A 24498-nucleotide genomic window follows, 5' to 3' on the forward strand; every position below is an offset into this window, starting at 1 on the left:
ACCAACCAGCTGGAGACGCTCATGATCAGCAGCATGATCAGAACGGTCTTGGCCACGACGTCGGAGGTCTTCCACAGGGCTTCAATGCCGTAGGGGTTTTCTGCAGCTTCTTTAGCAGCAGGTGCGGCTACCGCAGCGGTCGCAGGTGCAGCGGTTTGCGCTTGGGCCACTGGAGCCATACCAGGCACTACGGGCAGCAGGGCTCCCAGCGCCAGTGCGCAGGAGGCGATGAAACGGGCAAATTTGACTTGCATGAAATTCCTTGTGAACTAAAAGAATGCGGGGCCCTGCGGCACGTGCACCGAATGCCCCAATTTGAACAGCACAAACCCCAAGTTAGCGCAGTCCGTGTGAAAAGGATTGTAAATATGCCAGCTCAGGAACCTTATTCAGGCTGCTGCACTCAGGCGATACGGCAGCTGCACCGCCCGCGCAGGGCTTATCCCTGTCCAGCGACCAATAGTGCAATCCGGCCAGTTTGCTGGATTGCACGAACTGTGCCAACGCCGTGGCGTCCTCTGGCGTAAACACATTTTCCTCGACGTCATTGACGCCAATCATCGCCGTCACCTCGATTTGTGACAGCGGGATGTCAAAGTTGCTGTGCAGATTCATCACAGCCTGCCGGGCAGAAGCTGCCATGTCGCAGCGCCCCTCTCTCACCACACAATTGGCCGCTTTGGCAGGCCCAAAGTCCATCACCATCAGATTGATGAAGTAGCCACGGGCATCCGCGTCTTTCAGCGCCCGCATTACGGAGGTGCCGGTTGCATTCAGGCTGGCACCTGTGCCGTCACTGGCGGCCAGCGTCGCCAGCGTGAAGCTGAACCGCAGGTGGGGCCATTTACCCTGAGCAACTTTCATGCGCTGCACCAGTTCGCGGATATTGGCGTCAGTTTGTGTGGATTCGATGTCAAAGTCCACACCCAGCAATGCGGGTGAGGCGTAGCGATTGATGAATTTCTCCATGCCAGCGTCGGTATGGCAAGTAAACACATTGCCATCCCCGCCAGTAGACACCACGTATTTCAGGCCGTGCGCGGCCATGGCGGCCACATTAGCTTGCGCCACTTTGTCGGCATCCAGCGTACCCCAGTGCTCCTGCCCACATTCACCGGATGCGAACGCCAGGCTCACAGCAGGCAAGGGGGTCATCGACTTGGCACCGACCAGTTCCAGCAATGGCGTCAGCTTGCCATGCACCAGGGAGCGCGCGACCGGGCTTGCCGGGTCCACAGCCATATTGATGTGCTTGTAGGGGCTAAAAAATACCGCGCTGCCGCTCGTGGCAACAGGCACTGTGCATCCCTGCAGGACAGCCAGAGCGATGCCGAGCAGACTCGCCCGGAGCAAATACTTCATCACGGGTCAACCCCTTACGATCAATGTTGGTTGGTGAAAATTACAAAAAAAGAGGCGGAGCGTTTGACTGCTCCGCCTTAATTTGCCTGCCGTCGCACGTTTTCCCCGCGTGCGATTCAGACGTCCCTCAATACATTTTCAAATAGACCTGTTCAACTTAGAAGTTGAAGCGCAGACCCACGTAGTGTTGCGAACCGTTGGAATAGAAACGACCAGGCTGATCCGGGTTGAACACGTAGTTCTTCAGGATCGGGTTGTTCAGATTCTGTCCAGAGTAAGCCAGGATCAGGTTCTTGCTGATGGCGTAGTTCGCGGACACCGACAGGCTGCCCACGGAATCCTGGTACAGCGGAGTACCGCGGTCCAGAGCGGCCAGGTACGAAGACCTCCACGAGTAACCGATACGCGCATTGAAGCTGCTGTTTTCGAAGTACACGCCCATATTGGTCGTGACCTTGGAAGTACCCAACAGATCACAAGGGCTGGAAGAGGTAATGGTCGTGATCGCAGCGCAGCTACCGAAGTTTTGCGAACCATCCGCCAATGTCAGATTGGCATCCACACCGAAACCGCCGCCCACAGGGGTGGTCAAAGCAAATTCGGCACCCTTGATCGATGCGCCGACGTTGATCGGTGCAGTGATTTCATAGTTGTCGAATACCGCAGTGCCGGCTTTTTCAGACTTGGTCGCGTTGATGAACTGGGCGTTGTACTTGCCGTAACCGACGTAGTTGCGCAGATCCATGTAGAACACACCCGCAGACACCAACGACTTGTTGTTGCCACCGAAATACCACTGCAGCGATGCGTCATAGGTATTGGAGGTGATGGGCTTCAGGTACGGATTGCCACCGTTGCCGCGGCCGATGTCACCAGCAGCGACTGGATCGGTCAGGCTCACCGTGCCAGCCAGCGCGCCGAAGTCAGGGCGGGTCATCGTCGTCGTAGCAGACAGACGTGCAACCAGGTCCTTGTTCAGGTCCAGCTTCAGGTTAACCGAAGGCAGGATGTTGGTGTAGTTGTTTTCGATGTCGACCTGGCTGACAAAACCACCCCATGGGAATGCGGGCAGCTTGCCTGTCGCATTGGCAGGGAGGATCTGGTAGTTGTGAACCACGCCCTTGGTGTTGACAACGCGCACGCCCACATTACCGCTCCAGCTGTCGCCTTCGAGATCACCCGACAGGTAAACCGCCGAGGTGTTTTCTGTCAGCGCAAACATGTCAGGGTAGTAGGTACGGTCGGTCGAACGGTTGGAGTACTTGTCACCCCATGCGTTCAGCACGCTGCGGTCGATTTGCCAAACGTTCTTGGGGAAATCGCCACCCAGATCCGAACCGAAGTTGGAAGGATAGGTTTGGCCATTCCATGCAGGCGCATTGGCATCAGCGAAGGGATCCGCACCCCAGTTCGGGCCTTGGGCCACAGCAAAGTTGCTGCGATCGTGCTTGGTCGTACGCACACCAAACTTGACTTCAGTCAGAGCACCAGAGTTCACGGAGTAGGCCGCGTCCAATTGGGCATAGGCTTCCTTGTCTTCTGTCGTCGATGGGCTGTAGCCGAAGATCCAGTCCAGCTTGGTGCCAGCGAAGCTGGCTTGGTTGCCGGCCGGGAACTTCACGGTTGCGGGGTTGCCCAGACCATTCAGGGTGTAGCTCAGGCCGGTGTTGAACACATCGCCTTCGTACACGCCTTGGCTAGGCGTTTCGCCCACGCCCTTGGTGCTGCCGACCTTGCCCTTCAGAACCAGTGCGTCGTTGATGCGGAACTTGCCTGCCAGGTCAAAGAATTCAGTGGAAGAACGAGCGCCTTCGCGCACGATATTGTCGACAATCGCGTATTGCAACGGAGCGGCAGCTGTGCCCTTGTTGGAATAGGTGGCCGAAGTCAGCGTGCCATTCTGGATGGTGTAGCTGTCAGGCAGCTTGCCACCGATCAGCGTACCGGAACCGCCCATGTAGGCCATGAAGTTGCGGTTGTAGTTCGATGCGTCCATCTTCGAGCTGAAGAAAGTGGCTTCGAGTTCGACGTCCTTGGATGGCTTGAATTGCAGGTCGATCAATCCGCCTTCGCGCTTGCGCTCTTGCTCAAACAGCGAAGAACCGATCAGGCGAGGGAACCAGACACCAGCCAGCTTGGGGTCCAGAGCAACCACCGGGTTGCCGGCTTCCACTTGGCGCCAGTCCAGCAGTTCCTGGCCATCGCGACGCAGCGAGCGCTTTTCGGAGAAGCCGTGCACCATGAAACCGAAGGTGTTGCTGTCATTCTTCCAGTTGAACATCACGCTGGCTTGCGGATCAGTCTTGGCAGCCAGAGTGGAGTGCACTGCATCGATGGAACCCAGCACCGAGAACTGCTTGGTCGCGTCCAGCGGGTGGCGGGTACGAATGTCCACGGTACCGGCTGCGCCGCCTTCTGGCAATTCAGCCTTGCCGGATTTGTTCACAACGATCTGGCCCACGATTTCGGAAGGCAGCAGCGAGTAGCTGGCGCTACGGCCCACTGCACCACCCACTTGATCCAGAACGAACCAGTCACCGGAAGACATGGCATGGCCATTGATGGTTGTTTGCGTCAGGTTGGGGCTGCTGCCGCGCAATGCCACGCGGTCGTTTTCGTCAAAGCCACCGGAACCGGAAGCAGAAGCGCTGATGTTGACGCCTGGCACGCGTTGCAGCGAGTCAGCCACGTTCTTGTCTGGCATCTTGCCGATATCTTCAGCCGTAATGACTTCAACGTTGGAATCTGCATTGCGCTTGGCGCTCAGAGATTGCTCCAACGCAGCACGAATACCCGTCACGGTCACTGTGCCCAATTCGGACTTGGCGGGTGCGGTTTGCGCCTGGGCAGACGCCACCACGCCCACGAGGGCGAGTGCGACCGCCGAGGCGATGGGGGTGCGATTTAGCTTCATGTCTTCCTTTACGGTGGGTTGGGTTCAATTGTTTGTTTGGCAATACCAATTAATCGGCGATATTTACTGTTTGCGTACCAATTAACTAATATGCATGCCACTATGCTACCAATTAAAGGGGCTGTCTAGAGTGTTTCCCCGTGTTGTTGCTTTTTTGTTATCAACAAATTACATCCAGTATGAAAATCCCATACCAGTCGCTTAAAAGTTGCATTGATTGGGCAATGCCTGTGCCAGCGGCGGCACGGTGTCCGTCGCTGAGACGCCTTTATTTCGCATTTGCCTGACAGCGCGCTCGATTTGATCAGGGGTCTGCAATTGGTCTTTGACGTGATACACCCAGTCCACATCCTGCTGGTACACGCGCAAGGCGCTTTCACCCGCCAACTCGCCGCCGGGCGCAAACCACAGGTTGAAGTTCAGCGACATGGGCACGACCGGGTAATTGCGCCCGCCGTGCTCGGCCAGCAGCTTGCCGTCCAGGTAGTGGCGCGTCTTTCCCTTGCCAATCTGCATCACCAATGTGTGCCAGCCACCTGAACCATTCACGCCACCCAAAGCGCGAAACTCTTCGTGCGCCTTGTTGTAGGACTTCCAGGGCTCGATCTGCACGGTTTGCCAGGTAATGCCATACAGGCGCGTGCGCGTATCGCCCCAGCCGCCGTTGGGCAGGTATTCCCAGTCCACTTCGCTGAACTCCGGGTCAAACGCAAACCGCAGTGGGCTCACCAGATAAAAGGACTGGATCACGACATCGCCGTCAGGCCCCTGCGTCGGCTCGTCCGAAAAGCGCACCCGCGCGGCAAAGGTGCCTTCCAGGTATTTGCGGGCATGGCAGATTTGCGCCTGGCGCGTGCCTGCACTGGTGCCATCGGTGCGGGCCTCCAGGCGCAGCATCTTGTTGGCAGGACGCTTGGGGTCAGTCACAACGCGAAAGGCTTCCTTGCCCCACTGTGCACCCGCAATACCCGGGTGACCGGCCTCTGTTCGCACGGTCCAGCCGCCGCCCGCCAACGCGTCGGCATCGGCGTAATTGAAGTCGTCGAAAAAGATTTGCGGTGTCGCCGCAGTAGAAGCGGCTTTGGCTGGCACGGGCTGCACGGCGCCCGCCACGCTGCAGGCCAGCGCAAGACCGGTGGCGAGCCATCCAGCAGTGAAAGACAGGAATGGCTGCATGGGATGCTCCGGGGTTTGCTACAGTTTTAGTAGCTGCTTACGCACGTTATTCGGGCGTTACAGCACTATTTTGCTTGGAAGCGTCAGGAATTTTGACGAAGAACAGTGCGATCAGCGCGGGCGCGCCGCAGGCAATCGTCCACAGAAAGAATTGCTGGTAACCCAGGCTCACTTGGATGTCGCCGCTGATGGATTTGGACAGGATGAAACCCAGTTGCATCACGCCCGAGCCCAGCGCGTAGTGCGCGGTTTGGAACTTGCCCGGAGCCACGGCCTGCATGATGTACAAAATCATGCCGACAAAACCGAAGCCATAACCAAACATCTCCACAGCCACTGCCGTGCCGATGTGCAGCATGTCCATAGGCAGTGCAACGCTCAGGTAATAGAACACGGCATTGGGTACGGCCATTGCAATGATCAGGATAGGCATCGCGCGCTTCAGGCTCAGCCAGGACGTGAAGTAGCCGCCCAGAATGCTGCCCACCAGAAAGGCCAGCGTGCCGACGGTGCCGTAAATGCCGCCGACCTGCTCGGTCGTCAGGCCCAGGCCGCCCTTGTCGCGGTGTTCAATCAGAAACAGCGGGCCAATGGTTTGCACTTGCCCTTCGGCGAAGCGAAACAACACGATGAACAAGATGGCCACCCAGATGCCGGGCTTCTTCAGAAAGTCGCTGATCACCTCGCTCAGGGTTTTGGTAACGCCGGCCACGCTGATGTCGGCATGTTCTGTATTCAGCGTGCCAGGCAAAGCCCAGGCGTTATAGGTGGCAAGCAGCGCAAGTAAGGCCGCCAGCAACACAAAAATCACCGACCAGGCGTTGAACACGCCCATTTGCTTTTCCAGAAAACCGGCCAGTACCAATAGGCCACCCAGCGTCAAAAATTTGGAGGCGTTGAAAAAGGCGCCCTGCCAACCGGCATAGGCCGCTTGTTGTTTGGCATCCAGCGCCTGCATATAGAGGCCGTCGCAGGCGATGTCATGCGTCGCCGATGCATAGGCCAGCACAAACAACACGGCGATCGCCGCGGCAAAGTACATCGGCAACTGCAAGGCCAGCGCCAACAGTGCGAGGCCCACGGCGCCGGTGTACTGCATGGCCACGACGATCAGCTTCTTGCTGCGCGCCATTTCCAGGAACGGACTCCACAAGGGCTTGATCGCCCAGGCCAGCCCCAGCACGCCGGTCCAGCGCGCGATCTGGTCATTCTCAACGCCCATGTTCTTGAACATCAACCCGGCGATCAACATCACCACGAAGAACTGCATGCCCTGCACAAAGTACAGGCTCGCCACCCAGGAGATCGGGGAGCGCTCAGCTTTCGAAGCCGTTGGGGTGGCAGAGATGGAAGTGCTCATGGCAGGCGCTCTTTCAGAAAGTTAAGCGGCGGAATCAGGCGACAGCGGATGACAGGGAAACTGGGGCCTTCGCACTGGCGCTCGTGTGGCCCAGCAGCCATTCGCGCGCGGCGGCCAGTGCGCCTTCGGCGTAACCCCAGGTCACGACGGCGGGCGCGTCCAGGTCCATCACCTGGAACGGGTTCCACAACACGACATGCAAATCAGGTTGCACGGCACGCGCGGGCGCGCCGTAGCGTTTGCGGTGGTTGGAAACCAGGATGTTGAAACGGCCGTCCTGCGGCAAGTCCTGTGGCGTGACCGCCAGCAGACTGGGCACCGTCACAAACTGCACATCCGTAAAGCCTTCGAACAGTGCACGCACGGCTTCCGATGGAAGACCCGCTTCCGATACGCCATCGCTGATCACGCTGGCCTGCGTCAGCACACGAATGGGCGCGCCCTGCCCAGGCACCTTGGCCGCGCCCACCACGCACAGCCCCTGTATCCAAGTGCGGCGCATCAAGGCTTCATCTTGCGCCTGTTGTTCGGCGGAATAGTTCGTGGCAATTGCCGGAAAACGCTCTGCCAGTGCTTCAAGGCGCGCACGTGCTTCCTGCAGACGCTCGGCAGACACCGTGCCCGCTTGTTGCGCAGCGTCGATGGCTTGCAGCGCGGCAACTTGCTCGTGCCGTGCGCCCTGCGCGAGCACCATGTCCGCGCCGGCTTGCAGTGCCATTACGGATGACTTGGCATGGCCATAACGGTCATAGACCGCCTTCATCATCAGCGCATCGGTAATCACCACGCCGCGGTAGCCAATCGACTGACGCAAGATGCCGTCCAGCACCTTGGCAGACAAAGTGGCCGGATGCTCGGGATCAATCTGTGGGTAGACGATGTGTGCCGTCATCATCGAAGGCGCTACATCCGCCAACGCACGGAATGGGCGCAACTCCAGCGACTCCAGTTCGGCCAACGTCTTGTCCACGGTGGGCAGCGCATGGTGTGAGTCCATGTGCGTATCGCCGTGACCCGGGAAATGCTTGACGCAACAGGCCACGCCCTCTGCCAGTGCACCACGCATCCAGGCACCAGCCATCCGTGACACATGGTCCGGGTCGGCGCCAAAGCTGCGCTCGGCTATCACCGGATTGGCCGGGTTGTTGTTGACGTCAATCACCGGCGCGAAGTTCCAGTTGATGCCCATGCTGCGCAGACCGCGTGACACGGCAGCGCCCACTTGGGTAGCCACTGCCTCGTCACCAATCGCGCCCATCGCCATCGCGGACGGGGCTTGCGGCAAAAAGGTGATGCGGGCGACCGAGCCACCTTCCTGGTCAATACCAATCAACGCGTGTGGCCCCATGGCCTCGCGCAAATCCGCAGTAAGTTTGCGCAACTGCGTCGCGTCCACCAGGTTCTTGCGAAACAGGCAGACACCACGGATTGCATTGCTGCGCAGAAAGGCCGCGGTATCAGCGTCCAGCACTGTGCCTTCGATATCGACCATGACAACATGGCCCGCGCTAAAAGGAGTTGGGTTCATGGGCAGGATCGAATGCGCTGAGGTCAGTGGGTTCGGGTGACTTTGTTCAGATGGCGGGGCTCATCCGGGTTCAGGCCACGCGAACGGGCCAATGCTTCGACCATCGGATAGAAGCTCTGGATCACCGAGATCGGGTCCAGATCAATCGAGCCGGTGTCCACCACGGGCAAGTTGGCGCCGGGCGTACCGGGAGGTGCAGCCAGCAGGATCTTGGCGCCGCGGCCCCGCATTTCTTCGGCCAGCGCCACCAGCCCCGCTTGCGCAGGACCGCGCGGTGCAAAAATCAGCAACGGGTAGCCTTCATCGATCAGTGCCATCGGGCCGTGTTTGACCTCGGCACCGGAAAACGCCTCAGCCTGAATGCCGCAGGTTTCCTTGAACTTCAGCGCCGCTTCCATCGCAATCGCCTGGCCCGTGCCACGGCCAATCACGAACAGACGGTCTGAACCTTGCAGCAACTCGACGCCAGCCGACCAGTCCTGGTTGGCCGCGCGGTGCAGGATGCCAGGCAAACCCGACAGCGCTGACTGCAACACCAGGTCATCCTGCCAGGCCGCCACGGTACGCGCGCCCGCTACCAGTTGCGCAATAAAACTCTTGGTCGCAGCAACGCTGTTTTCGGCGCCAGCATGCAACGGGAACACCCACTGTGCAGCCTCGGCCAGCGGCGAGGGCGATGCATTGACGAAAGCCGCGGTGCAGGCACCGCCTTCGCGGAAGAAACGGGTGGGCGCGACCAGATCCGGGCTCTGACCGGATTGCGAGAACGCCATCGACACCAGACCATCGCACTTCATTTGCGACTGGTACAGCGTGATCAATGACATTGGCAGCGACGTCACCAGACGCCCCATGCGCGCCATGATCAGGTAGGCCATGAAATGCGCGGCATGGTCGGAGCTGCCGCGTGCAATGGTCAATACCGAGGACGGCGGTTGCTTGCGCAATTGCGCGCCAAAGGCGCTGTACAGCGCGTCGTCGTGGGCAAGCTGTGTGGCAACCGATTCAGGAGCTTCGCGGGCCTCAGCCAGCATGTGCGTGTTCAATGGACTTTCCTTCGATATAGACATCAGTGAGTTTCAGGTCGCGGTCCAGCAGCACCAGATCGGCCCAGGCGCCCGCTTGCAAACGCCCGCGGTCTGTGGCCCCGACAAAATTGGCGGCATTGGTCGACACACGGCGCGAGGCATCGATCAAACCCAGACCCATGCTGTGCACCAGGTTGCGCAATGCCTGGTCCATCGTCAGCGTGGAGCCGGCCAGCGTGCCGTCCGCGAGGCGCACACCGCCCATGCACTTGGTCACGGTCTGGCGGCCCAACTGGTATTCGCCATCCGGCATGCCGGCAGCAGCAGTGGAATCGGTCACGCAATACAGGTGCGGAATGGCGCGCAGCGCAACGCGGATGGCGCCTGGGTGCACATGCACCAGATCCGGAATGATTTCTGCATATTGCGCATGCGCCAGCGCCGCGCCCACAGCGCCCGGCTTGCGATGGTGCAGGCCGGTCATGGCGTTGAACAAGTGGGTGAAGCCGTTGGCACCTTTGCCCATGGCTTGCACGGCTTCGTCGTAGCTGGCCAGCGTATGGCCGATTTGCACGCGGTAGCCGGCTTTCACCAGCGACTCGATCACGTCCATATTGCCTGGCACTTCGGGCGCCAGTGTGATCAGGCGAATGGGCGCCAGATCGTTCAGGTGTTTGAGTTCGGTGGCTTTGACGGGGCGCGCAAAGTCAGGCTGGGCGCCCAACTTTTCGTCATTGATATACGGGCCTTCCAAGTGCACGCCCAGCACGCGCGCGCTGCGCGAAGCACGTGCATTGCAGGCACCCGCAAGTCCCGCAAATGCCAGTTCCAGATCTTCCATCGGGGCGGTCATGGTCGTGCCCAGCATCGACGTGGTTCCATGCTGCGCATGCTGGCTGGCCACGGTCGCCATCGCGTTACCGCCGTCCATCACATCTTTGCCACCGCCGCCGTGCACATGCAGGTCAATGAAGCCAGGGATCACGATAGGAAGAGTCCCATCAAACACGCGCGCTTCACTGACCGGTTGCCCGGTGACCTGCGCCACACGCCCTGCATCATCCGTCGTCAACTCACCGAGCACAAAGCCGGTGGGGGTCAGGATATGGCCTTTGATAACGGTCATCCTTCGCGCCTCATTTCGGCGACGAAGTCGTAGTAATCACTGCGGCAGTATGAATGCGTCAACTCCACCGCCTGCCCCGACGCCAGGTACCCAATACGGGTGATGAAAAGCACCGCCTGACGATCGGGCACACCCAACTGCTCTGCCAGACGCGGTTGCGCGTTCAGCGCGCGGATGTGCTGTAGAGCACGCACGGGTGCGTTCTGCGATTTCTGCAAGTGTTCGTACAAGGAACCCTCAACCGCCATGGGGTCTGGCAGTATGGTCAACGGGATCACACTGACTTCATAGGCCATCACTACATCGTCGGCCAGACGCAAGCGCTCCAGCCGCGCCACGCGCGCGCCGGGCGACAGGCCGAGCGTCAGCTGCTCATCAATCATCGCCACCGACACGGTGCGTTCCAGCCAGCGTGATGAGGGTGTGTAGCCGCGCTTGCGCAATTCTTCAGAGAAGCTGGACAGATGGCTGAGCGGCTGCTCGATACGTGGCGCGATGTAGTTTCCCGAACCGCGCTTGCGAACGATCAGGCCCTGCTCCACCAACTGGTCAATCGCAGCCCGCGCGGTCACACGTGACACATTCAGCGATTCAGCCAATGTGCGCTCGGAGGGCAGCGCTTCGTCGGGCTGGAAGCGGCCTTCGGCGATGGCCAGCTCTATGGTCTTGGCCAGTTGCAAGTACAGCGGCGAACTGTCCTGTTCGTTCTGGCGAAATTCAAGCTTGTCTGCGCCACTCATGACTTGCCTCCCAAGGATTGTTGCAACAGCCACAAAGCGCCCTCTGCAGGCCCCATCGCGGCTTCGACGCAGCGACTGCGCAGTTCAGGTGCCATACGACCCTTCAGTTTGTTGCCAATGCTGCCGCAGATCGCCACCGGTAGGCTGCGCTCTGGATCGAGTGCGTACGCCACCGCTTCCAGATCGCGCGCCGCTTGCGCCAACAGGGAATCGGCAGCCGGATCGCTGTCTTCACATTCAAATACCAGCGGCGCCACCTGTGCATAGGCAAACTGCGCCGCCTGCGCACTCCAGGCCGCCATGTCTTGCCGGTTGGAGCCACAAAAGTCCCAGACTTTTTGGGCCAACGGGCCTGCGGCCGCACGCCCGTCCATCGCCACCTGCGCGATGCGCACCGCATGGATGCCCAGCCAGGAACCACTGCCTTCGTCACCCACCGGAAAACCCCAGCCGCCCACGACAGCGTGGCTGCCATCAGCGCGCAGAACTTCACCCACGCTACCGGTTCCAGCGGCCACGATCAAACCGGGCTTGCCGGTATGCGCACCCACCAACATGGTGTAGCCATCGGTTTTCAGAATGACTTTTGCCAGAGGCGGCAACTCTGCCTGGAATGCGTCGCGTTGTTGGATGTTGTGCACGCCTGACAGGCCGGCGGCCATTGCGCAACGCTGCCAATCCGGTCGCGCAAGATTCGACTGCACGAAAGCTGCCTCAATGGCTTTTTGTACCTGTACCCAGGCGGCAGATATGCCTTGCCCCAGCGCACTGGGGCCGGCTTCGCCGCGCGCGACAACGCGACCGTCCGGGCGGGCCACTATGACCCGGGTTCCGGTGCCGCCACCATCTACGCCCAACAAAAACTCGACCATGCTGCTCCTCAATCGGGGTACGGGAACGCCTTTAGACACCCAGTCCCTATGTTTTTGAAATCATAGCATACCAATTAAATACCAGAGCTAGTATTAATACCAAATTACAACTGGTATGGTTTTTCGGCCAATTCCGGCTATTACGAATGACTCTCACATACTCCTTTTGCATAATGGGCGTCATGCAACCTGAACTCATCCAATTTCGTGGCCTCGACGCCGTCCGACTCCAACTTGACGATGGGAGCCACGCCACCATCACGCTGGCGGGCGCGCATCTGGTCTCATGGGTCACTGCAGATGGTGTGGAGCGCATCTATATGAGCCCGAACTCCGCGATGGAGCAGGGGCAAGCGATCCGCGGGGGCGTGCCAGTGATCTTTCCGCAGTTCACAACGCGCGGGCAGTCGCTGCGCCATGGCTTTGCCCGGGTCAGCAACTGGGAGGTTGTGCCGCTCGGTACCGACGCCTCGCGTGTGACTATGGGTTTGCGCGGCAGCGGCGCGGCATGGAACTGGCCGCACGACTACGCCTGTGAAATGGCGTTTCGCCTGGAGCCGGATGGGTTGTCCATGCAATTGACGGTGCACAACACTGGCGCCCAAGCCTTCCACTTCACCGCCGCGCTGCACACCTATTTGCAAGTAGGAGCGCTGAATTCGGTGGAACTCACTGGTTTGCAGGGCTGTCAATATGAAGACTCGATGGCCGGCGGGGTTCTGAAGACCGATGACGCAGCCACCCTGGCGCCGAAAGACGCGCTGGACCGGATTTACCTGCAAACGCCTGCCGCGCTGCAGCTGCGTTCAGCGCTTGGAACGCTTGCCCTGCAAAGCCAGGGTTTTCCCGACAGTGTGGTCTGGAATCCGGGCCCTGCCGGTTCAGAGGCACTTCCGGATTTGGAATCGGATGCCTACATACACTTCCTGTGCGTGGAAGCGGCCTTGGTCGTCAAGCCTGTAGAACTGGCGGCTGGGGCCACCTGGACAGGTTCACAAACGCTGCGCAAACAGCCGAATTAGGTTCGAACTTCTCCCACACGCGCCCTCAGGCGCGTACTTCCCCGTCTCCCAATACGACGTATTTCAGCGACGTCAGCCCTTCGATCCCCACCGGGCCACGGGCGTGGAACTTGTCGGTGCTAATGCCGATCTCAGCACCCAGCCCGAACTCAAAGCCATCGGCGAAACGTGTGCTGGTATTGACCATCACGCTGGCCGAATCCACTTCGCGCAGGAAGCGCTGTGCATGCATGTGGTCGCGCGTGATGATGGCGTCGGTGTGGTGTGATGAATAGCGGTTGATGTGGGCAATGGCTTCGTCCAACCCTTCGACCACCTTGATGCTGATCACGGGCGCCAGGTATTCCTCGTACCAGTCCTGCTCGGTAGCAGGCGTCAGATTTGCTATCGATTCGATAGCTGGTTGCGCACGCAATATGCGCTCTGCAGCCGGATCGCACCGCATTTCTACACCCTTGTCGGCATACACCTTGCCGATCAACGGCAGGAATTGCTCAGCCACACCGCGCGCCACCAACAGGCCCTCAGCCGCGTTGCACGGGCTGTACTTGTTGGTCTTGGCGTTGTCCGCTACCTTGACGGCCATCGCGATGTCGCAAGGGTCGTCCACATAGACATGGCAGTTGCCATCGAGGTGCTTGATGACCGGCACCTTGGCATCGCGGCTAATGCGCTCAATCAGGCCTTTGCCGCCGCGCGGAATGACCACGTCCACATACTGCGGCATCGCGATCAACTGGCTCACCAAATCGCGGTCGGTGGTTTGCACCAGTTGAACTGCGTCGGCCGGTAAACCACTTTCCACCAGCGCCTGCTGCACCAGTTTGGCCAGCGCCTTGTTGGACTCAATCGCCTCGGAGCCGCCGCGCAGGATGCAGGCGTTGCCGCTCTTGATCGACAGGCTGGCCGCTTCGATCGTCACGTTCGGGCGGCTCTCGAAAATCATGCCGAACACACCAATCGGCACGCGCATCTGGCCGACACGGATGCCGCTGGGTTGCTGCTTCATGCCAATGATTTCGCCAATCACATCTGCCATCGCCGCCAGCTGCTCACACCCTTGAGCGCACGTCTCCAGCACCTTGGGCGTCAGCTTCAGGCGATCGACCATCGGCTCCGCCAATCCGGCAGCCACGGCGCGCTCAATATCCTTGGCGTTGTCCACCTGCAGCGCTGCGGTGTTCTCGCGCAACAGGCTGGCCAGGCGCCGAAGCGCTATGTTTTTAGTAGCTGCTTGCGCACGCGCCATGAGCGCGGAGGCCACTTTTGCCTGTGAACCCAAGGCATTGGCGTATTCGGTAAGGTTGGTGGCGTTCATGGCTGGATTTTGGCAGAGTTGGAGAAACTTCTCATTTAAGCTCCCGGCATGTCAAACAGGCCCGGCTCCACCACTCTTTTCACTGTTCTGGGCCGCGGGCTCGCATTGCTACTGCTGATCGCAGCGTGTGTGCTTGGCTATCGGTACGCCGCACGCCCCGCACCGACTACGATGGAATGGCAGGCCCACAGCCGCACGGTCGCAGACAACGGTGACTGGGACGATCCTTTTGGCATCGCCATCGATGCCAAGGGCAATCTCTACGTCAGCGATGGTGGAGACCGCAACCGCATCCAGAGGATCACACCCGAGGGCTCCGTGTCGCTGCTCGCAGGTTCGGTGGAGGGTTTCGCCAATGGCATGGCCGGCAACGCCGCATTCCACACACCTTCTGCCTTGGCAATCGATGCCCAAGGCAATCTCTTCGTCGCCGACACCGGCAACCATGCGATTCGCAAGATCACACCTGAAGGCGTCGTGACCACCCTGGCGGGCACCGGCAAGCCGGGCTTTCGCGATGGTGCAGCGCTGCAGGCGCAGTTCAACGGGCCTATCGGCATTGCGGTCGATGCGCTTGGCAAGGTCTGGGTGGCAGACACCTACAACGACCGCATTCGCGTGATCACGCCAGATGGCCAGGTCAGCACAGTCGGGGGTGGCGACCTGCCCGGCTTTGTGGATGGTTCTGCATTGAATGCGCGCTTCGATACACCTTGCGCGCTGGTGCTGGACGCGCTGGGCAATGCGTTCATTGCCGACACCCGCAACGACGCGATACGCAAGCTGAGCCCCAACGGAGAGGTCAGCACCATCGTTCGCGGCGACCCACAAGATCCGCATACCGTTTTGAAGAAACCTGTGGGTCTGGCGCGCACGCACGACGGCTTTCTGTATGCCAGCGAAGGCTCTCGTGGCCGCATCGTCCAGATCGCGCCGGACGGCACGCTGCGCGCGCTGCCCAATGCCCGCGCTGCGCAAACCACAGCGCTGGAGTTTTTCCGCCCCGCAGGCATTGCGCTTGGCCAAGATGGCGCGGTCTACGTGGCAGACCAGGCGCACCACAGCGTGCACCAACTGACTGTTAAAGCCATTGCGTCCAGCGCAACGCCCACCGCAAATCCACTGGGCGCGGTCAAAGCGCCCACCGTGCTCTGGCCGGTAGCCCCACAGAACAGTTGGCACGAAGTGGTGGGCACCATGGGCGAAGTGCGTGGCAATTTTGAAGGTGAGAGCCGCGACCATTTCCACGCAGGCCTGGATGTGCAGGCGGGCGTGGGCGACACGGTAGTGGCCATCGCAAATGGCAAGGTCACGCAGCCCGTTTCCAACTGGGGTTTCGGCAAACTCAGCGAAGGCATCAACATCGGCCCCATCAGCTATATCCACATGCTGGTGGGACGCACGCCGCGTGGCGCCTCGCTCGATTCGAGTCGCTTTGGATTGGTGAAAGACGAGACGGACAAGCTTGCGCGTGTGCGCGTTCAGCGTGGCACGCGCTTTGCCGTTGGAGATGCGCTGGGCAGCGTGAACCGCATGGCGCATGTGCATTTGGAGTACCGCCCCACCGGTCTGCAAGACAATCCGTTGGTGCTGGCCTTTCCCGGGCAGGCGGACCACATTGCGCCGCAAATCAACAGCGTCACCCTGTACGACTCCAACGGGCAACTACTGGCCCCGCAGCGCGGGCGCGCCACCATTGCGCGTGGTGTCGGTGATCTGGCCGTCGTAGTCGATGCGTTTGACCAGGCGGATGGCAACCAGGCACGTCGGCGCTTGGGCATCTATGCGTTGCGCTACCAGGTCCTGCATGCGGATGGCTCGCCAGTCCCCGGATTCGAGCAGCCGCTGGAAAATATCCGCTTCGACCGTTTGCCCGACGACAACGAGGCCGTCAAGATCGCCTATTGGCCGGACAGCGGCATCACCGTGCACGGTAGCGCGAGCACGCGGTTTCTGTATGTGGCGACCAACCGGGTGCGTGATGGTGTGGCGAAACAAGGCAGCTGGAACCCGACCAGTCTGCAGCCGGGGGACTATCAACTGCGCGTGACCGCATCCGACTTCGCAGGCAACCAGACTACGCGCGCCTTGGCCTTGACCTTGAAGTAACCCGCGAGGCCTGCGGCTACAGCCCCAGCTCTTTCAGGATCGCCTCGCGCAAGGCTTGCGCCTGAGGGCTGGACAACTTGCGCGGATGCGGCATATCCACCTGAAAGCTCGCTTGAATCGTCGTCGGCCGCGGTGACAGCACCATGATGCGGTCGGCCATGTAGATCGCTTCTTCCACGTCGTGGGTGATCAGCAGCACCGTGTGGCGCTCTTCTTCCAGAATGCGCAGTAGCTCAGTGCGCATCTTCATGTTCATCAGCGCGTCCAGCGCCGAGAACGGTTCGTCCATGTACAGAATTTCGGGCTTGACCACAAAGGCGCGCGCCAGCTCCGCACGCTTGAGCATGCCACCCGACAACTCATGCGGGTAGCTGCCTTCAAAACCTTTCAGCCCCACCATCGCGGCGTAGTGGTCGGCCAGCGCGGCGCGCTCGCTGTGCTGCGCGCCATGGTCATCGCCATTGAGGCCAAACATCAGGTTTTGCCGCACGGTCAGCCACGGGAATACCGAGCCATGCTGCGAGATCACGATGCCTTTCGGGCTGGGGCCATTCAGCGGCGCGCCGTCTACCTCGACCGAGCCACTGTCCGCGCGCTCAAACCCCGCAATGATGTTCATCAACGTGGACTTGCCGCAGCCGGATGGCCCAACGATGGCGACAAACTCGCCATCCGCCACCGTGAAGTTGATACCGCCCACTACGGGCAACTCAGCACCCTTGGCGGCGGCAAAGCTCTTGCGAACGTCCTTGACGGCGATCTTGTTTTTCTTATCGGACATAGCGCCACTTCACTGTCTTGAGCCGTTCCAGCAGGCGGGTAATGCCATCAAGCAGCAGCCCAATGACGCCAATGATGATCATGCTGGCAATCACCAGGTCATAGCGGTTGCCTGCGTTGCGCGAGTCCATGATCAGGTAACCCAGCCCCGAGCGCAGCGCGATCATTTCCGCCGCCACCACCACCAGCCAGGCTACACCGATGCCGATGCGCATACCCACGATGATTTCGGGCAAAACGGCTGGAATCACCACGCGGCGGAACAAAACGGCGCGCGACACACCGAAGTTGGCAGCCGCGCGCAAATAGCGCCGCTCGATGGTGTGCACGCCCGAGGTGGTTTGCACAATCATCGGGAACACCGAAGAAATGAAGATCAGGAAGATGGGCGACACATCGCCCACGCCAAACCACAGGATGGCCAGCGGTATCCAGGCGATCGGTGAAATCGGGCGCAGCATCTGGAAGATGGGGTTGAAGGTGCGGTAGGCACCGCCCACCCAGCCCATCCACAGCCCCAGCGGAGCCGCCACCAGTACCGCCAGGCCAAAACCAATGCCAACGCGAAACAGCGAAGCGCCGATGTGCTCCCACAGCGTGCCATCTTCGGCAAGCTCCAGCGTGCCGGTCACCACCTGCCACGGTGTCGGAAAAATTGCGCTTTCGGTTTGCACGACCACGATCCACCAGACCGCGATGATCAACGCGATCACGATCAGCGGTGGAATGATTTTCTTCAGCCGTTGGCCGAACGTCTCTGCTATCACGCTATCGCCTTCCTTGCATTTTTGATCCAGGCGCGCATGCGCCAACTCAGGCTCGCCCAGCCCGGTTCCGGCCGCGGCTCCACGATCACGCTCATCTCGCCACTGGCATGCGCGGTACACGCAAAGCTGTAGGTGGAGGCGACCTCAAACGGCAGCCGAAAACTCTGCCCCGGCATGATCAGTGTCGGACCAAAGATTTGTGGCACCTCGTCGCGGTTGCTCAACAGCAAGGTGTCGTTCAAACCCAAAGTCAGCCGGATCGTATCAGGCAGGATTTCGACCTTGTCACCCGCCATGCGCCGCGCATAGGTGCCGGGAGGAATTTCAAACAGCTCGTCGCGTGAATCGGTAGTGATAGGCGCAAGTGCGGCCCACGCCAGGCTGCCCAATAGTGCGAGCGATGCAGAGGCCAGCCCGACACGGCGGGCAAGGTACGGCAAGGCCATCACTGAGTCGCCAGCAGCAGACGGACGTCGTGCACGAAATCCTGCGCCGCATGGCCATACGGCATCATCGCGCGCAGGCGGCCTGCGCGGTCGATCAGGTAGACCGACGTGGAGTGGTTCATGCCGTAGCCACTGTCCTTGGGTGCGCCTAGCTTGGAAGCCACCACGCCATAGTTCTGGCGCATCGCGGCCAACACGTCTGGCTTGCCGGTGCCGCCGACGAAGCTGGTGTCGAAAACAGCCAGGTACTTCTTAATAGTCGCCGCGTCATCGCGCTCCGGGTCTACGGTCACGTACACCACTTGCACCGCATCCGCCTGCTTGCCCAGCGCCTTGCGCGCCTGCGCGAGCGTGGCCAGCGTGGTCGGGCACACCTCGGGGCAATGCGTAAATCCAAACACCAGCAGCACCAGCTTGCCGCGGTAGCGGCTGAGTTTCAGCTCTGCACCGTCCGAGCCGCGCAATGTGAACTCGGGCGCCATATGGGGAGGCTCAAACACACCCGCCTTGAGTTTGACATCCGGCGTGCTGCCTGCTGCGAACACCGCAGCGGGCAACATCAGGGCGAACAACAGTGTCAGAAGGCGCTTCATCACAGCGTGATCGTGGCTGCGCGAGCGGCCTTCGCAAAGCTTTCGTCCATGTATTTCTCGTAAGGCACCGGGCTCTTGATCGTTCCCGCCTCCATCGAGAGCTGCATCAGCTCTTCAAACTCGGTGCGGATCATGCGCAGGTCGCCATAGGTCACGCGGTCGGTCGGGTTCTCCATCACGAACTTGATGATGTTGGGGTCCTGGTTGAAGAACTTGCGGCCTGCCGCAATGGCCACGGCCTTGTTGCGGTTGTCTTGCTTTTGGTCCAGCCATTGGCCTGCGCCCATCACGTGGTTCACCAGGTCCTGCACCAGCGGGCGGTTTTCCTGGATCAGTTCTTCGCGCACGGTCAGCACACAGCAGATGTAGTTGCGCCATTCGTCGCGCGTCATGCGCAGTGGGCGCGCATAACCTGCGCGCTGCGCGGCGGCGCCAAACGGCTCGCCAGTGCAATACGCATCGACCGCTTTCGCATACAGCGCGGCTGGCATGTCCGGCGGCGGCATCTCGACGATCTGGATGTCTTTCGGCGCCATGCCCTCCTTCGCCAGCATCTTGCGCAGGAACAGGAAGTCCACGGCGAAACGGCTGGGTATCGCAATGCGCTTGCCTGCCAGGTCTTTGAACTTCTGGTGCGGCGAATCATTGCGCACCATGATGACCGCGCCAGAGCGGTGCCCCAGCGACACGATCTTGACCGGGATCTTCTTATCCGCCAGATCCATCACCAGCGGCGCCAGCATATAGGCCGCCTGAATGCGGCCTGTCATCAACGACTCCTTGATCTCGGGCCAGCCGTTGTACTTGCTGTATTCAAACTCGAATTGCGGCTTGCCGCTCTTGTCGGCGCTGTTGGCCGCTGCCTTCGCCACGCAGGCCACCGGCAACGTCAAATTGCAGGTCACCGGCAAACCACCCACGACCAGCGGCTTGTAACTTGCTGCCGCCGCGGACAATGAGACCGCGGGCAACGCCATCGCCAGAGCGCTGCCAAGCAATTGCCTGCGGTCCAGGCCAGAAATGGGTTCAGCAGCGTCGTGGGTCATGGATGGGCTTAGTGCGTGTCAGAAGGCCCATTTTCCACCTTTTACAGCAAACTCCCGCTCCTTGATATCCCCCATATTGGGGATGGCAGTTTGTCTTGGCCGGGGCTAGAGTGACCGGTTATATGCCCCATACGCCGCATCCACCGCACGCGACACCGCAGCAGCCACCGCCCGAGGCGACGCCGGAAAGCATTCGCGCCTCGGTCATTGTGGAACGCCGCAGGTTTCCGCGCGAGTTGCCCAAACCGGACGTCGTGGAGCTCAACAGCGATTCGGCGTGGCTGCCGTTTCAGGTTCAGGCCGACGCGGATTCCGATGCGCCGCCAGACGCCACCGCCGCGCCTCCGCATTGAAGCGACCCGAGGCGCCGCTTTACGCTTTCTTACAGCCGTAACACTTTCGATGTGGTCAACCGGACCTCTTGGCCGTTAGATTTGGGCAGGCACCGTTTTGTGTGCACGCTTTGACAAGGAGAAAGTTGATGAACGTGATCCGGACAACCCCTCGCATTCACCCCCTGGTGGCCGTAGCAGCCGTCTGCGTCACGCTGGTCAGTTTGCTCGGCATTGCAGCCATCACCGGTGTGCTGCCCACCTCGCACGGGCTGACATCAGATTCAGCGCACAACGCGAGCCTGGCGAATATGTCGTCCAAGGAAAACGCTTCGCCTCAGAACGGCTCGCAGGAGGCCTCCCCTGCCAAACAAACTGCGCGCTCCGACTCCAACAAGGCTACAAACACAGCACAGCAGACCGCACCCCCTGCACCCGTGCAGACGGCGCAGAAGCCGGCTGAACGCAACAGCGCGGTGGGCATCGGTGTGGGCGCCCTGATTGGCGGCGCCCTGGGTAGCCAGGTTGGCAGTGGCGACGGCAAGACCCTGGCAACTATTGCGGGCGCCGTAGGCGGTGGTTACATTGGCAACGAAGTCGCCAAGAAGAACCAGAAGTAACTACTTCGAACGGGGCGCTGCACACATGCCACACAGCTGCAGCGCCAACCGGTGCAATGCCTGCCAGCCCGAGGTCGGCCAATCCGGCTGCTTCAAGCCTTTGACAATTCCATCGACGGTGTGTGCGGATTGCAGCAACTGCGATAGCGCTGTCTCGCTGATACGCGGCAGCACGCGCTCAAATAGGCGCTCTTTCGCGCCCCATATCCGGTTTTCGCGCAAAGCCATAGGTAGCGGGCGGCCTTGGCCCATCGCGTCCTTGACGCGCTTCAGGGCGCGGATGTCTTCTGCGAGCGTGTAGTGCACCAGCACTTCGGCCTCGCCTTCTGCCTGCAAGCCGTCGAGCATGCGCTGCACGCGCACGGCTTGCCCGGCCAGCACAGCTTCGGATAGCTTGAACACGTCGTAGCGCGCGACATTCAGCACGGCGCTTTCGACCTGTTCAAAGCTCAGCTCGGCGCCGCCCGCATCGGCAGGAAATAGCAAACCGAGCTTTTGAATCTCTTGGTGTGCAGCGAGCAAGTTGCCTTCGACGCGGTCGGCAAAGAACTGCAGCGTGCGCTGGCCTTCTTCGCCAGCCTGCACGCGCTGACCCTGCGCCGCCAGACGTTGCGCAATCCATTGCGGCAATGCGTTGCGCTCTACGGGTTGCACTTCGAGCGTGATGCCAAAGCTTTCCAACGCGCCAAACCAGGCGCCGGTTTTGGTCGCCTTGTCCAGGCGTGGCAGCATCACGATGGTCAGGGTGTCGTCATTGCCCTGTGCACTTTCAGCCAGCTGCTGCAACGCGACGCTGCCGTCCTTGCCCGGCTTGCCGCTGGGGATGCGAATCTCGACGATCTGCTTGTCGGCGAATAGGCTCAAGCTTCCGCCGGAAGCCAACACTTCGCTCCAGTCAAAGTGGGCACCGGCTACGGTGTGCGACGTGCGCTCGGTATAGCCTTGGGTGCGGGCGGCGGCACGGATCGCGTCCAGAGCCTCCTGTTGCAGCAACGGCTCGTCACCGTGCAGCGTGTACAGGCTCTTGAGCCCGCGCTGGAGATGGTTGGAGAGTTGGCCTGCGCTGATTTGCATGCGCAGAGTTTATCGTTATGCCGCTTGCTCCAAGACGATCCGGTTGGGTGCCAGCGTGGCGCACACCAATTGCGTAGCAGCCTGCGCAGTGCGACCACCGAAATCCTTGAGCGGGTTGTATTCAGTCAGTTCCATCGCGACAAAGCGCGAGTCTTGGCTAATGCCGTCCAGCACTTGCAGCGCGTCGGCTAGGCGGATGCCGGTCTCCACCGGCGTGCCGGTGCCCGGCGCGTCCAAGGGGTCCAGGCCGTCCAGATCGAAGCTGATGCCCCAGCCCACCGTGTTGCGTTGCACGATCTCGCGGGCTTCGGCAAAACAGGTTTCAAAGCCGCGCTCCAGCACTTCTTCCATGAACATCACGCGCACGTTGAGTTTCGTCAGCAAAGCCACTTCGGCGGGCTCGTAGCTGCGCGCGCCGATGACGACCACGTCCGAAGCCTGCAGCTTGCCCTTCCAGCCGTAAAGACTGGTCATGCCGTCCGAGCCATGACCCAGCAATGCGGCCAGCGGCATACCATGCGGGGCCTGGCTGTCCGATGTTTCAGGCGTGTGCGCGTCGAGGTGGGCGTCAATCCAGATCAGGCCCACGCGGCCTTGGGGTTGCAAATGGTTGGCGACAGCGCTCCAGGTGCCGACGGCACAGGAGTGGTCGCCGCCGATCACCAAGGGCTGGTGGCCCTGGCGCAACGCGCGTTCCACGCTGGTGGAGAGGCGCGCAGAAAAGTTTTCAATTGCGTTGAGGCGGCTGGTGGACGCCGTGGGCATTGCGGTGACGTTGTCACCCCAGGTCACGATGCGGCCGGTAGCCGCCAGCGCTTGCTGGATGCCGTGCTCACGCAATGCGGCAGCGCCCCATTTGCAACCGCCGTCGCTGGCGCCTTCGCCAACTTCGGCGCCGACGATGTGCAGGACGGATGTGCTCATGCTGCGCGCAGCAATGTGGGCCGTGCGGCGGCCGTAGCGCTTCCAAACAGGTCTTTGGGGTCAGTCATGTCGGGCACCAAATCGACGGTGCTGCCAATGCCCAGCTTTTGCGAGAGCTGTTGCAGGTAGCGCAGCGAAGACAGATCTTCCAGCGCAAAGCCGACCGAGTCGAACAGCGTGACTTGCTCTGCGCTGTCGCGGCCCGCAGCGTTGCCTGCCAGCACTTTCCACAGCGGGTAGGTTTCAAAGTTGGCGGGCATCTGTTGCAGCTCGCCTTCAATGCGCGTTTGCTGTTCGTATTCGACAAACACCTTGGAGGCGTGCAGCACGTCAGCTTCCATCTCGGTCTTGCCAGGGCAATCGCCACCGACGCCGTTGATGTGCATGCCGGGCTCGATCATGTCGGCAGACAGGATGGTGGCGTTGGTTTTGTCGGCGGTGACTGTAGTGACGATGTCCGCGCCCTTGACGGCTTCGCGTGTGGACGCAGCGCGGATGATGGTGACGGCGCCGGACTCAGTGAACGGACGCATGTTGGCAACAAACTTGTCGGTAGCCTTGCTGTCCACGTCGAACACGCGAATCTCTTTGATGCCCAGTTGCGTGATGAAGGCGATCGCCTGGAACTCGCTCTGGCAACCGTTGCCGATTAGCGCCATAGAGCGGCTGTCGGGTCGCGCGAGGGCCTTGGCGGCGACAGCAGACGTTGCGGCGGTGCGCATGGCGGTGGTGATGGTCAGCTCGGAGAGCAATAGCGGATAGCCACTGGAAACTTCGGCCAGCACACCGAAGGCCATGACAGTGGAGTAGCCTTGCAGCGGGTTCTTGGGGTGACCATTGACGTACTTGAACGCGTACAGCGCATCGTCGGATACCGGCATCAGCTCGATCACACCATCACGCGAATGGTTAGCCGTGCGCGGGGACTTGTCAAAGTCTTCCCAACGAACAAAATCCTCGCGGATGAAGTCAGCCATTTCAGCCATCATGCGTGCAGAACTGTGTTGCAAAACCATTTGCTGCATGTCGGTAACGTCGATATAGCGGGTCATGCCCAATCTCCTGAAGTTTTTATGTCAAAGCGGTGACATGCTTCCGGATTGGAAATACATCACTTCGCTACAAAGTTTAGGCTTATCTACTCTGCAGTAAACGACGATATCGCTAATGCTTTCTGCTTTAACCGCTGTAAATTCACCACATTACTTCCGAATCGGAAGTTGTGTTTTTTGCGATTTGAGTTGATGTTTGCGTTGGGTTGTAACCACCGTGGTGTGCGTTACCGGCTCCTTCTCGCTGGGGTGGGGAGTGCTCGGGGGGCGATATGTGCGCGTTTGGCACTCGGGAGCCCCCCGGGCATT

The 24498-nt window shown here is 60.5% G+C and carries 22 protein-coding genes and 1 pseudogene; 4 read left to right on the top strand and 19 right to left on the bottom strand.

The window, feature by feature from the left end; translation table 11 throughout:
- From AC1DV6_RS17605 to AC1DV6_RS17650, 10 genes and pseudogenes are all read right to left on the bottom strand, one after another.
- Positions 1-254, bottom strand: a pseudogene (locus AC1DV6_RS17605) (MotA/TolQ/ExbB proton channel family protein); the annotation flags it as partial.
- Positions 255-336: 82 nt separating this feature from the next.
- Positions 337-1362, bottom strand: coding sequence for a glycoside hydrolase family 18 protein (locus tag AC1DV6_RS17610; RefSeq protein WP_477979756.1), 1026 nt, complete (start codon positions 1360-1362; stop codon positions 337-339).
- Between the two features lie 157 nt (positions 1363-1519).
- Positions 1520-4276, bottom strand: a complete 2757-nt coding sequence (locus AC1DV6_RS17615; protein WP_477979758.1) for a TonB-dependent receptor — start codon at positions 4274-4276, stop codon at positions 1520-1522.
- A gap of 201 nt (positions 4277-4477) precedes the next feature.
- Positions 4478-5452 carry a glycoside hydrolase family 16 protein gene (locus AC1DV6_RS17620; protein WP_477979760.1) on the bottom strand — a complete coding sequence of 325 codons (975 nt, stop codon included), beginning with the start codon at positions 5450-5452 and terminating at the stop codon, positions 4478-4480.
- A gap of 46 nt (positions 5453-5498) precedes the next feature.
- Entirely contained in the window at positions 5499-6812 is a 1314-nt protein-coding gene (locus tag AC1DV6_RS17625) for an MFS transporter (RefSeq protein WP_477979762.1), read from the bottom strand.
- 34 nt (positions 6813-6846) lie between these two features.
- Positions 6847-8340: a beta-N-acetylhexosaminidase gene (gene nagZ / locus AC1DV6_RS17630; RefSeq protein WP_477979764.1), complete on the bottom strand. Its 1494-nt coding sequence runs from the start codon at positions 8338-8340 to the stop codon at positions 6847-6849.
- Positions 8341-8363: 23 nt separating this feature from the next.
- Positions 8364-9386 (bottom strand): SIS domain-containing protein, encoded by a 1023-nt coding sequence (locus AC1DV6_RS17635; RefSeq protein WP_477979766.1) that lies wholly within the window; start codon positions 9384-9386, stop codon positions 8364-8366.
- The gene (gene nagA / locus AC1DV6_RS17640; RefSeq protein WP_477979768.1) at positions 9364-10494 is read right to left on the bottom strand and encodes an N-acetylglucosamine-6-phosphate deacetylase; all 1131 of its coding nucleotides are present in this window, start codon (positions 10492-10494) and stop codon (positions 9364-9366) included. Before nagA ends, AC1DV6_RS17635 begins: the two co-directional genes overlap by 23 nt.
- Positions 10491-11234 (bottom strand): GntR family transcriptional regulator, encoded by a 744-nt coding sequence (locus AC1DV6_RS17645; protein WP_477979770.1) that lies wholly within the window; start codon positions 11232-11234, stop codon positions 10491-10493. Before AC1DV6_RS17645 ends, nagA begins: the two co-directional genes overlap by 4 nt.
- On the bottom strand, positions 11231-12106 hold the full coding sequence (locus AC1DV6_RS17650) for a glucosamine kinase nucleotide-binding domain-containing protein (RefSeq protein WP_477979772.1): 876 nt from the start codon (positions 12104-12106) through the stop codon (positions 11231-11233). Before AC1DV6_RS17650 ends, AC1DV6_RS17645 begins: the two co-directional genes overlap by 4 nt.
- A gap of 182 nt (positions 12107-12288) precedes the next feature.
- Here AC1DV6_RS17650 and AC1DV6_RS17655 point away from each other — a divergent pair, with 182 nt between their 5' ends.
- Positions 12289-13128 carry a D-hexose-6-phosphate mutarotase gene (locus AC1DV6_RS17655; RefSeq protein ID WP_477979774.1) on the top strand — a complete coding sequence of 280 codons (840 nt, stop codon included), beginning with the start codon at positions 12289-12291 and terminating at the stop codon, positions 13126-13128.
- Between the two features lie 25 nt (positions 13129-13153).
- On the opposite strand, the gene AC1DV6_RS17660 is transcribed toward AC1DV6_RS17655, so the two are convergent.
- The gene (locus tag AC1DV6_RS17660; RefSeq protein WP_477979776.1) at positions 13154-14446 is read right to left on the bottom strand and encodes a glutamate-5-semialdehyde dehydrogenase; all 1293 of its coding nucleotides are present in this window, start codon (positions 14444-14446) and stop codon (positions 13154-13156) included.
- 48 nt (positions 14447-14494) lie between these two features.
- Between AC1DV6_RS17660 and AC1DV6_RS17665 the strand changes: the two genes are divergently transcribed.
- On the top strand, positions 14495-16555 hold the full coding sequence (locus tag AC1DV6_RS17665) for a gluconolaconase (RefSeq protein WP_477979778.1): 2061 nt from the start codon (positions 14495-14497) through the stop codon (positions 16553-16555).
- 16 nt (positions 16556-16571) lie between these two features.
- Here the strand turns inward: AC1DV6_RS17665 and AC1DV6_RS17670 are convergent, their stop codons facing one another.
- The 5 genes from AC1DV6_RS17670 to AC1DV6_RS17690 are packed head-to-tail and all read right to left on the bottom strand — an operon-like array spanning position 16572 to position 20187.
- On the bottom strand, positions 16572-17336 hold the full coding sequence (locus AC1DV6_RS17670; RefSeq protein ID WP_477979780.1) for an ABC transporter ATP-binding protein: 765 nt from the start codon (positions 17334-17336) through the stop codon (positions 16572-16574).
- The gene (locus AC1DV6_RS17675; protein WP_477979782.1) at positions 17326-18102 is read right to left on the bottom strand and encodes an ABC transporter permease; all 777 of its coding nucleotides are present in this window, start codon (positions 18100-18102) and stop codon (positions 17326-17328) included. Before AC1DV6_RS17675 ends, AC1DV6_RS17670 begins: the two co-directional genes overlap by 11 nt.
- Positions 18099-18548: a cupredoxin domain-containing protein gene (locus tag AC1DV6_RS17680; protein WP_477979784.1), complete on the bottom strand. Its 450-nt coding sequence runs from the start codon at positions 18546-18548 to the stop codon at positions 18099-18101. The genes AC1DV6_RS17675 and AC1DV6_RS17680 overlap by 4 nt, the downstream gene beginning before the upstream one ends.
- The gene (locus AC1DV6_RS17685) at positions 18548-19141 is read right to left on the bottom strand and encodes an SCO family protein (RefSeq protein ID WP_477979786.1); all 594 of its coding nucleotides are present in this window, start codon (positions 19139-19141) and stop codon (positions 18548-18550) included. Before AC1DV6_RS17685 ends, AC1DV6_RS17680 begins: the two co-directional genes overlap by 1 nt.
- Complete coding sequence (locus AC1DV6_RS17690) at positions 19141-20187, bottom strand: ABC transporter substrate-binding protein (protein WP_477979788.1); 1047 nt, start codon at positions 20185-20187, stop codon at positions 19141-19143. Before AC1DV6_RS17690 ends, AC1DV6_RS17685 begins: the two co-directional genes overlap by 1 nt.
- A gap of 95 nt (positions 20188-20282) precedes the next feature.
- Here AC1DV6_RS17690 and AC1DV6_RS17695 point away from each other — a divergent pair, with 95 nt between their 5' ends.
- On the top strand, positions 20283-20540 hold the full coding sequence (locus tag AC1DV6_RS17695; protein ID WP_477979790.1) for a hypothetical protein: 258 nt from the start codon (positions 20283-20285) through the stop codon (positions 20538-20540).
- Between the two features lie 128 nt (positions 20541-20668).
- Positions 20669-21139 carry a glycine zipper 2TM domain-containing protein gene (locus tag AC1DV6_RS17700; protein ID WP_477979792.1) on the top strand — a complete coding sequence of 157 codons (471 nt, stop codon included), beginning with the start codon at positions 20669-20671 and terminating at the stop codon, positions 21137-21139.
- Here the strand turns inward: AC1DV6_RS17700 and holA are convergent, their stop codons facing one another.
- The 3 genes from holA to AC1DV6_RS17715 are packed head-to-tail and all read right to left on the bottom strand — an operon-like array spanning position 21140 to position 24189.
- A complete protein-coding gene (gene holA, locus AC1DV6_RS17705; protein WP_477979794.1) occupies positions 21140-22213 on the bottom strand; it encodes a DNA polymerase III subunit delta in 1074 nt (357 codons plus the stop codon).
- A gap of 15 nt (positions 22214-22228) precedes the next feature.
- Positions 22229-23137 carry an arginase gene (locus AC1DV6_RS17710; protein WP_477979796.1) on the bottom strand — a complete coding sequence of 303 codons (909 nt, stop codon included), beginning with the start codon at positions 23135-23137 and terminating at the stop codon, positions 22229-22231.
- On the bottom strand, positions 23134-24189 hold the full coding sequence (locus AC1DV6_RS17715) for an ornithine cyclodeaminase (RefSeq protein WP_477979798.1): 1056 nt from the start codon (positions 24187-24189) through the stop codon (positions 23134-23136). The genes AC1DV6_RS17710 and AC1DV6_RS17715 overlap by 4 nt, the downstream gene beginning before the upstream one ends.
- Positions 24190-24498 lie beyond the last annotated feature (309 nt).

It is taken from the genome of Rhodoferax sp. P2_H8_2, from assembly GCF_056403235.1.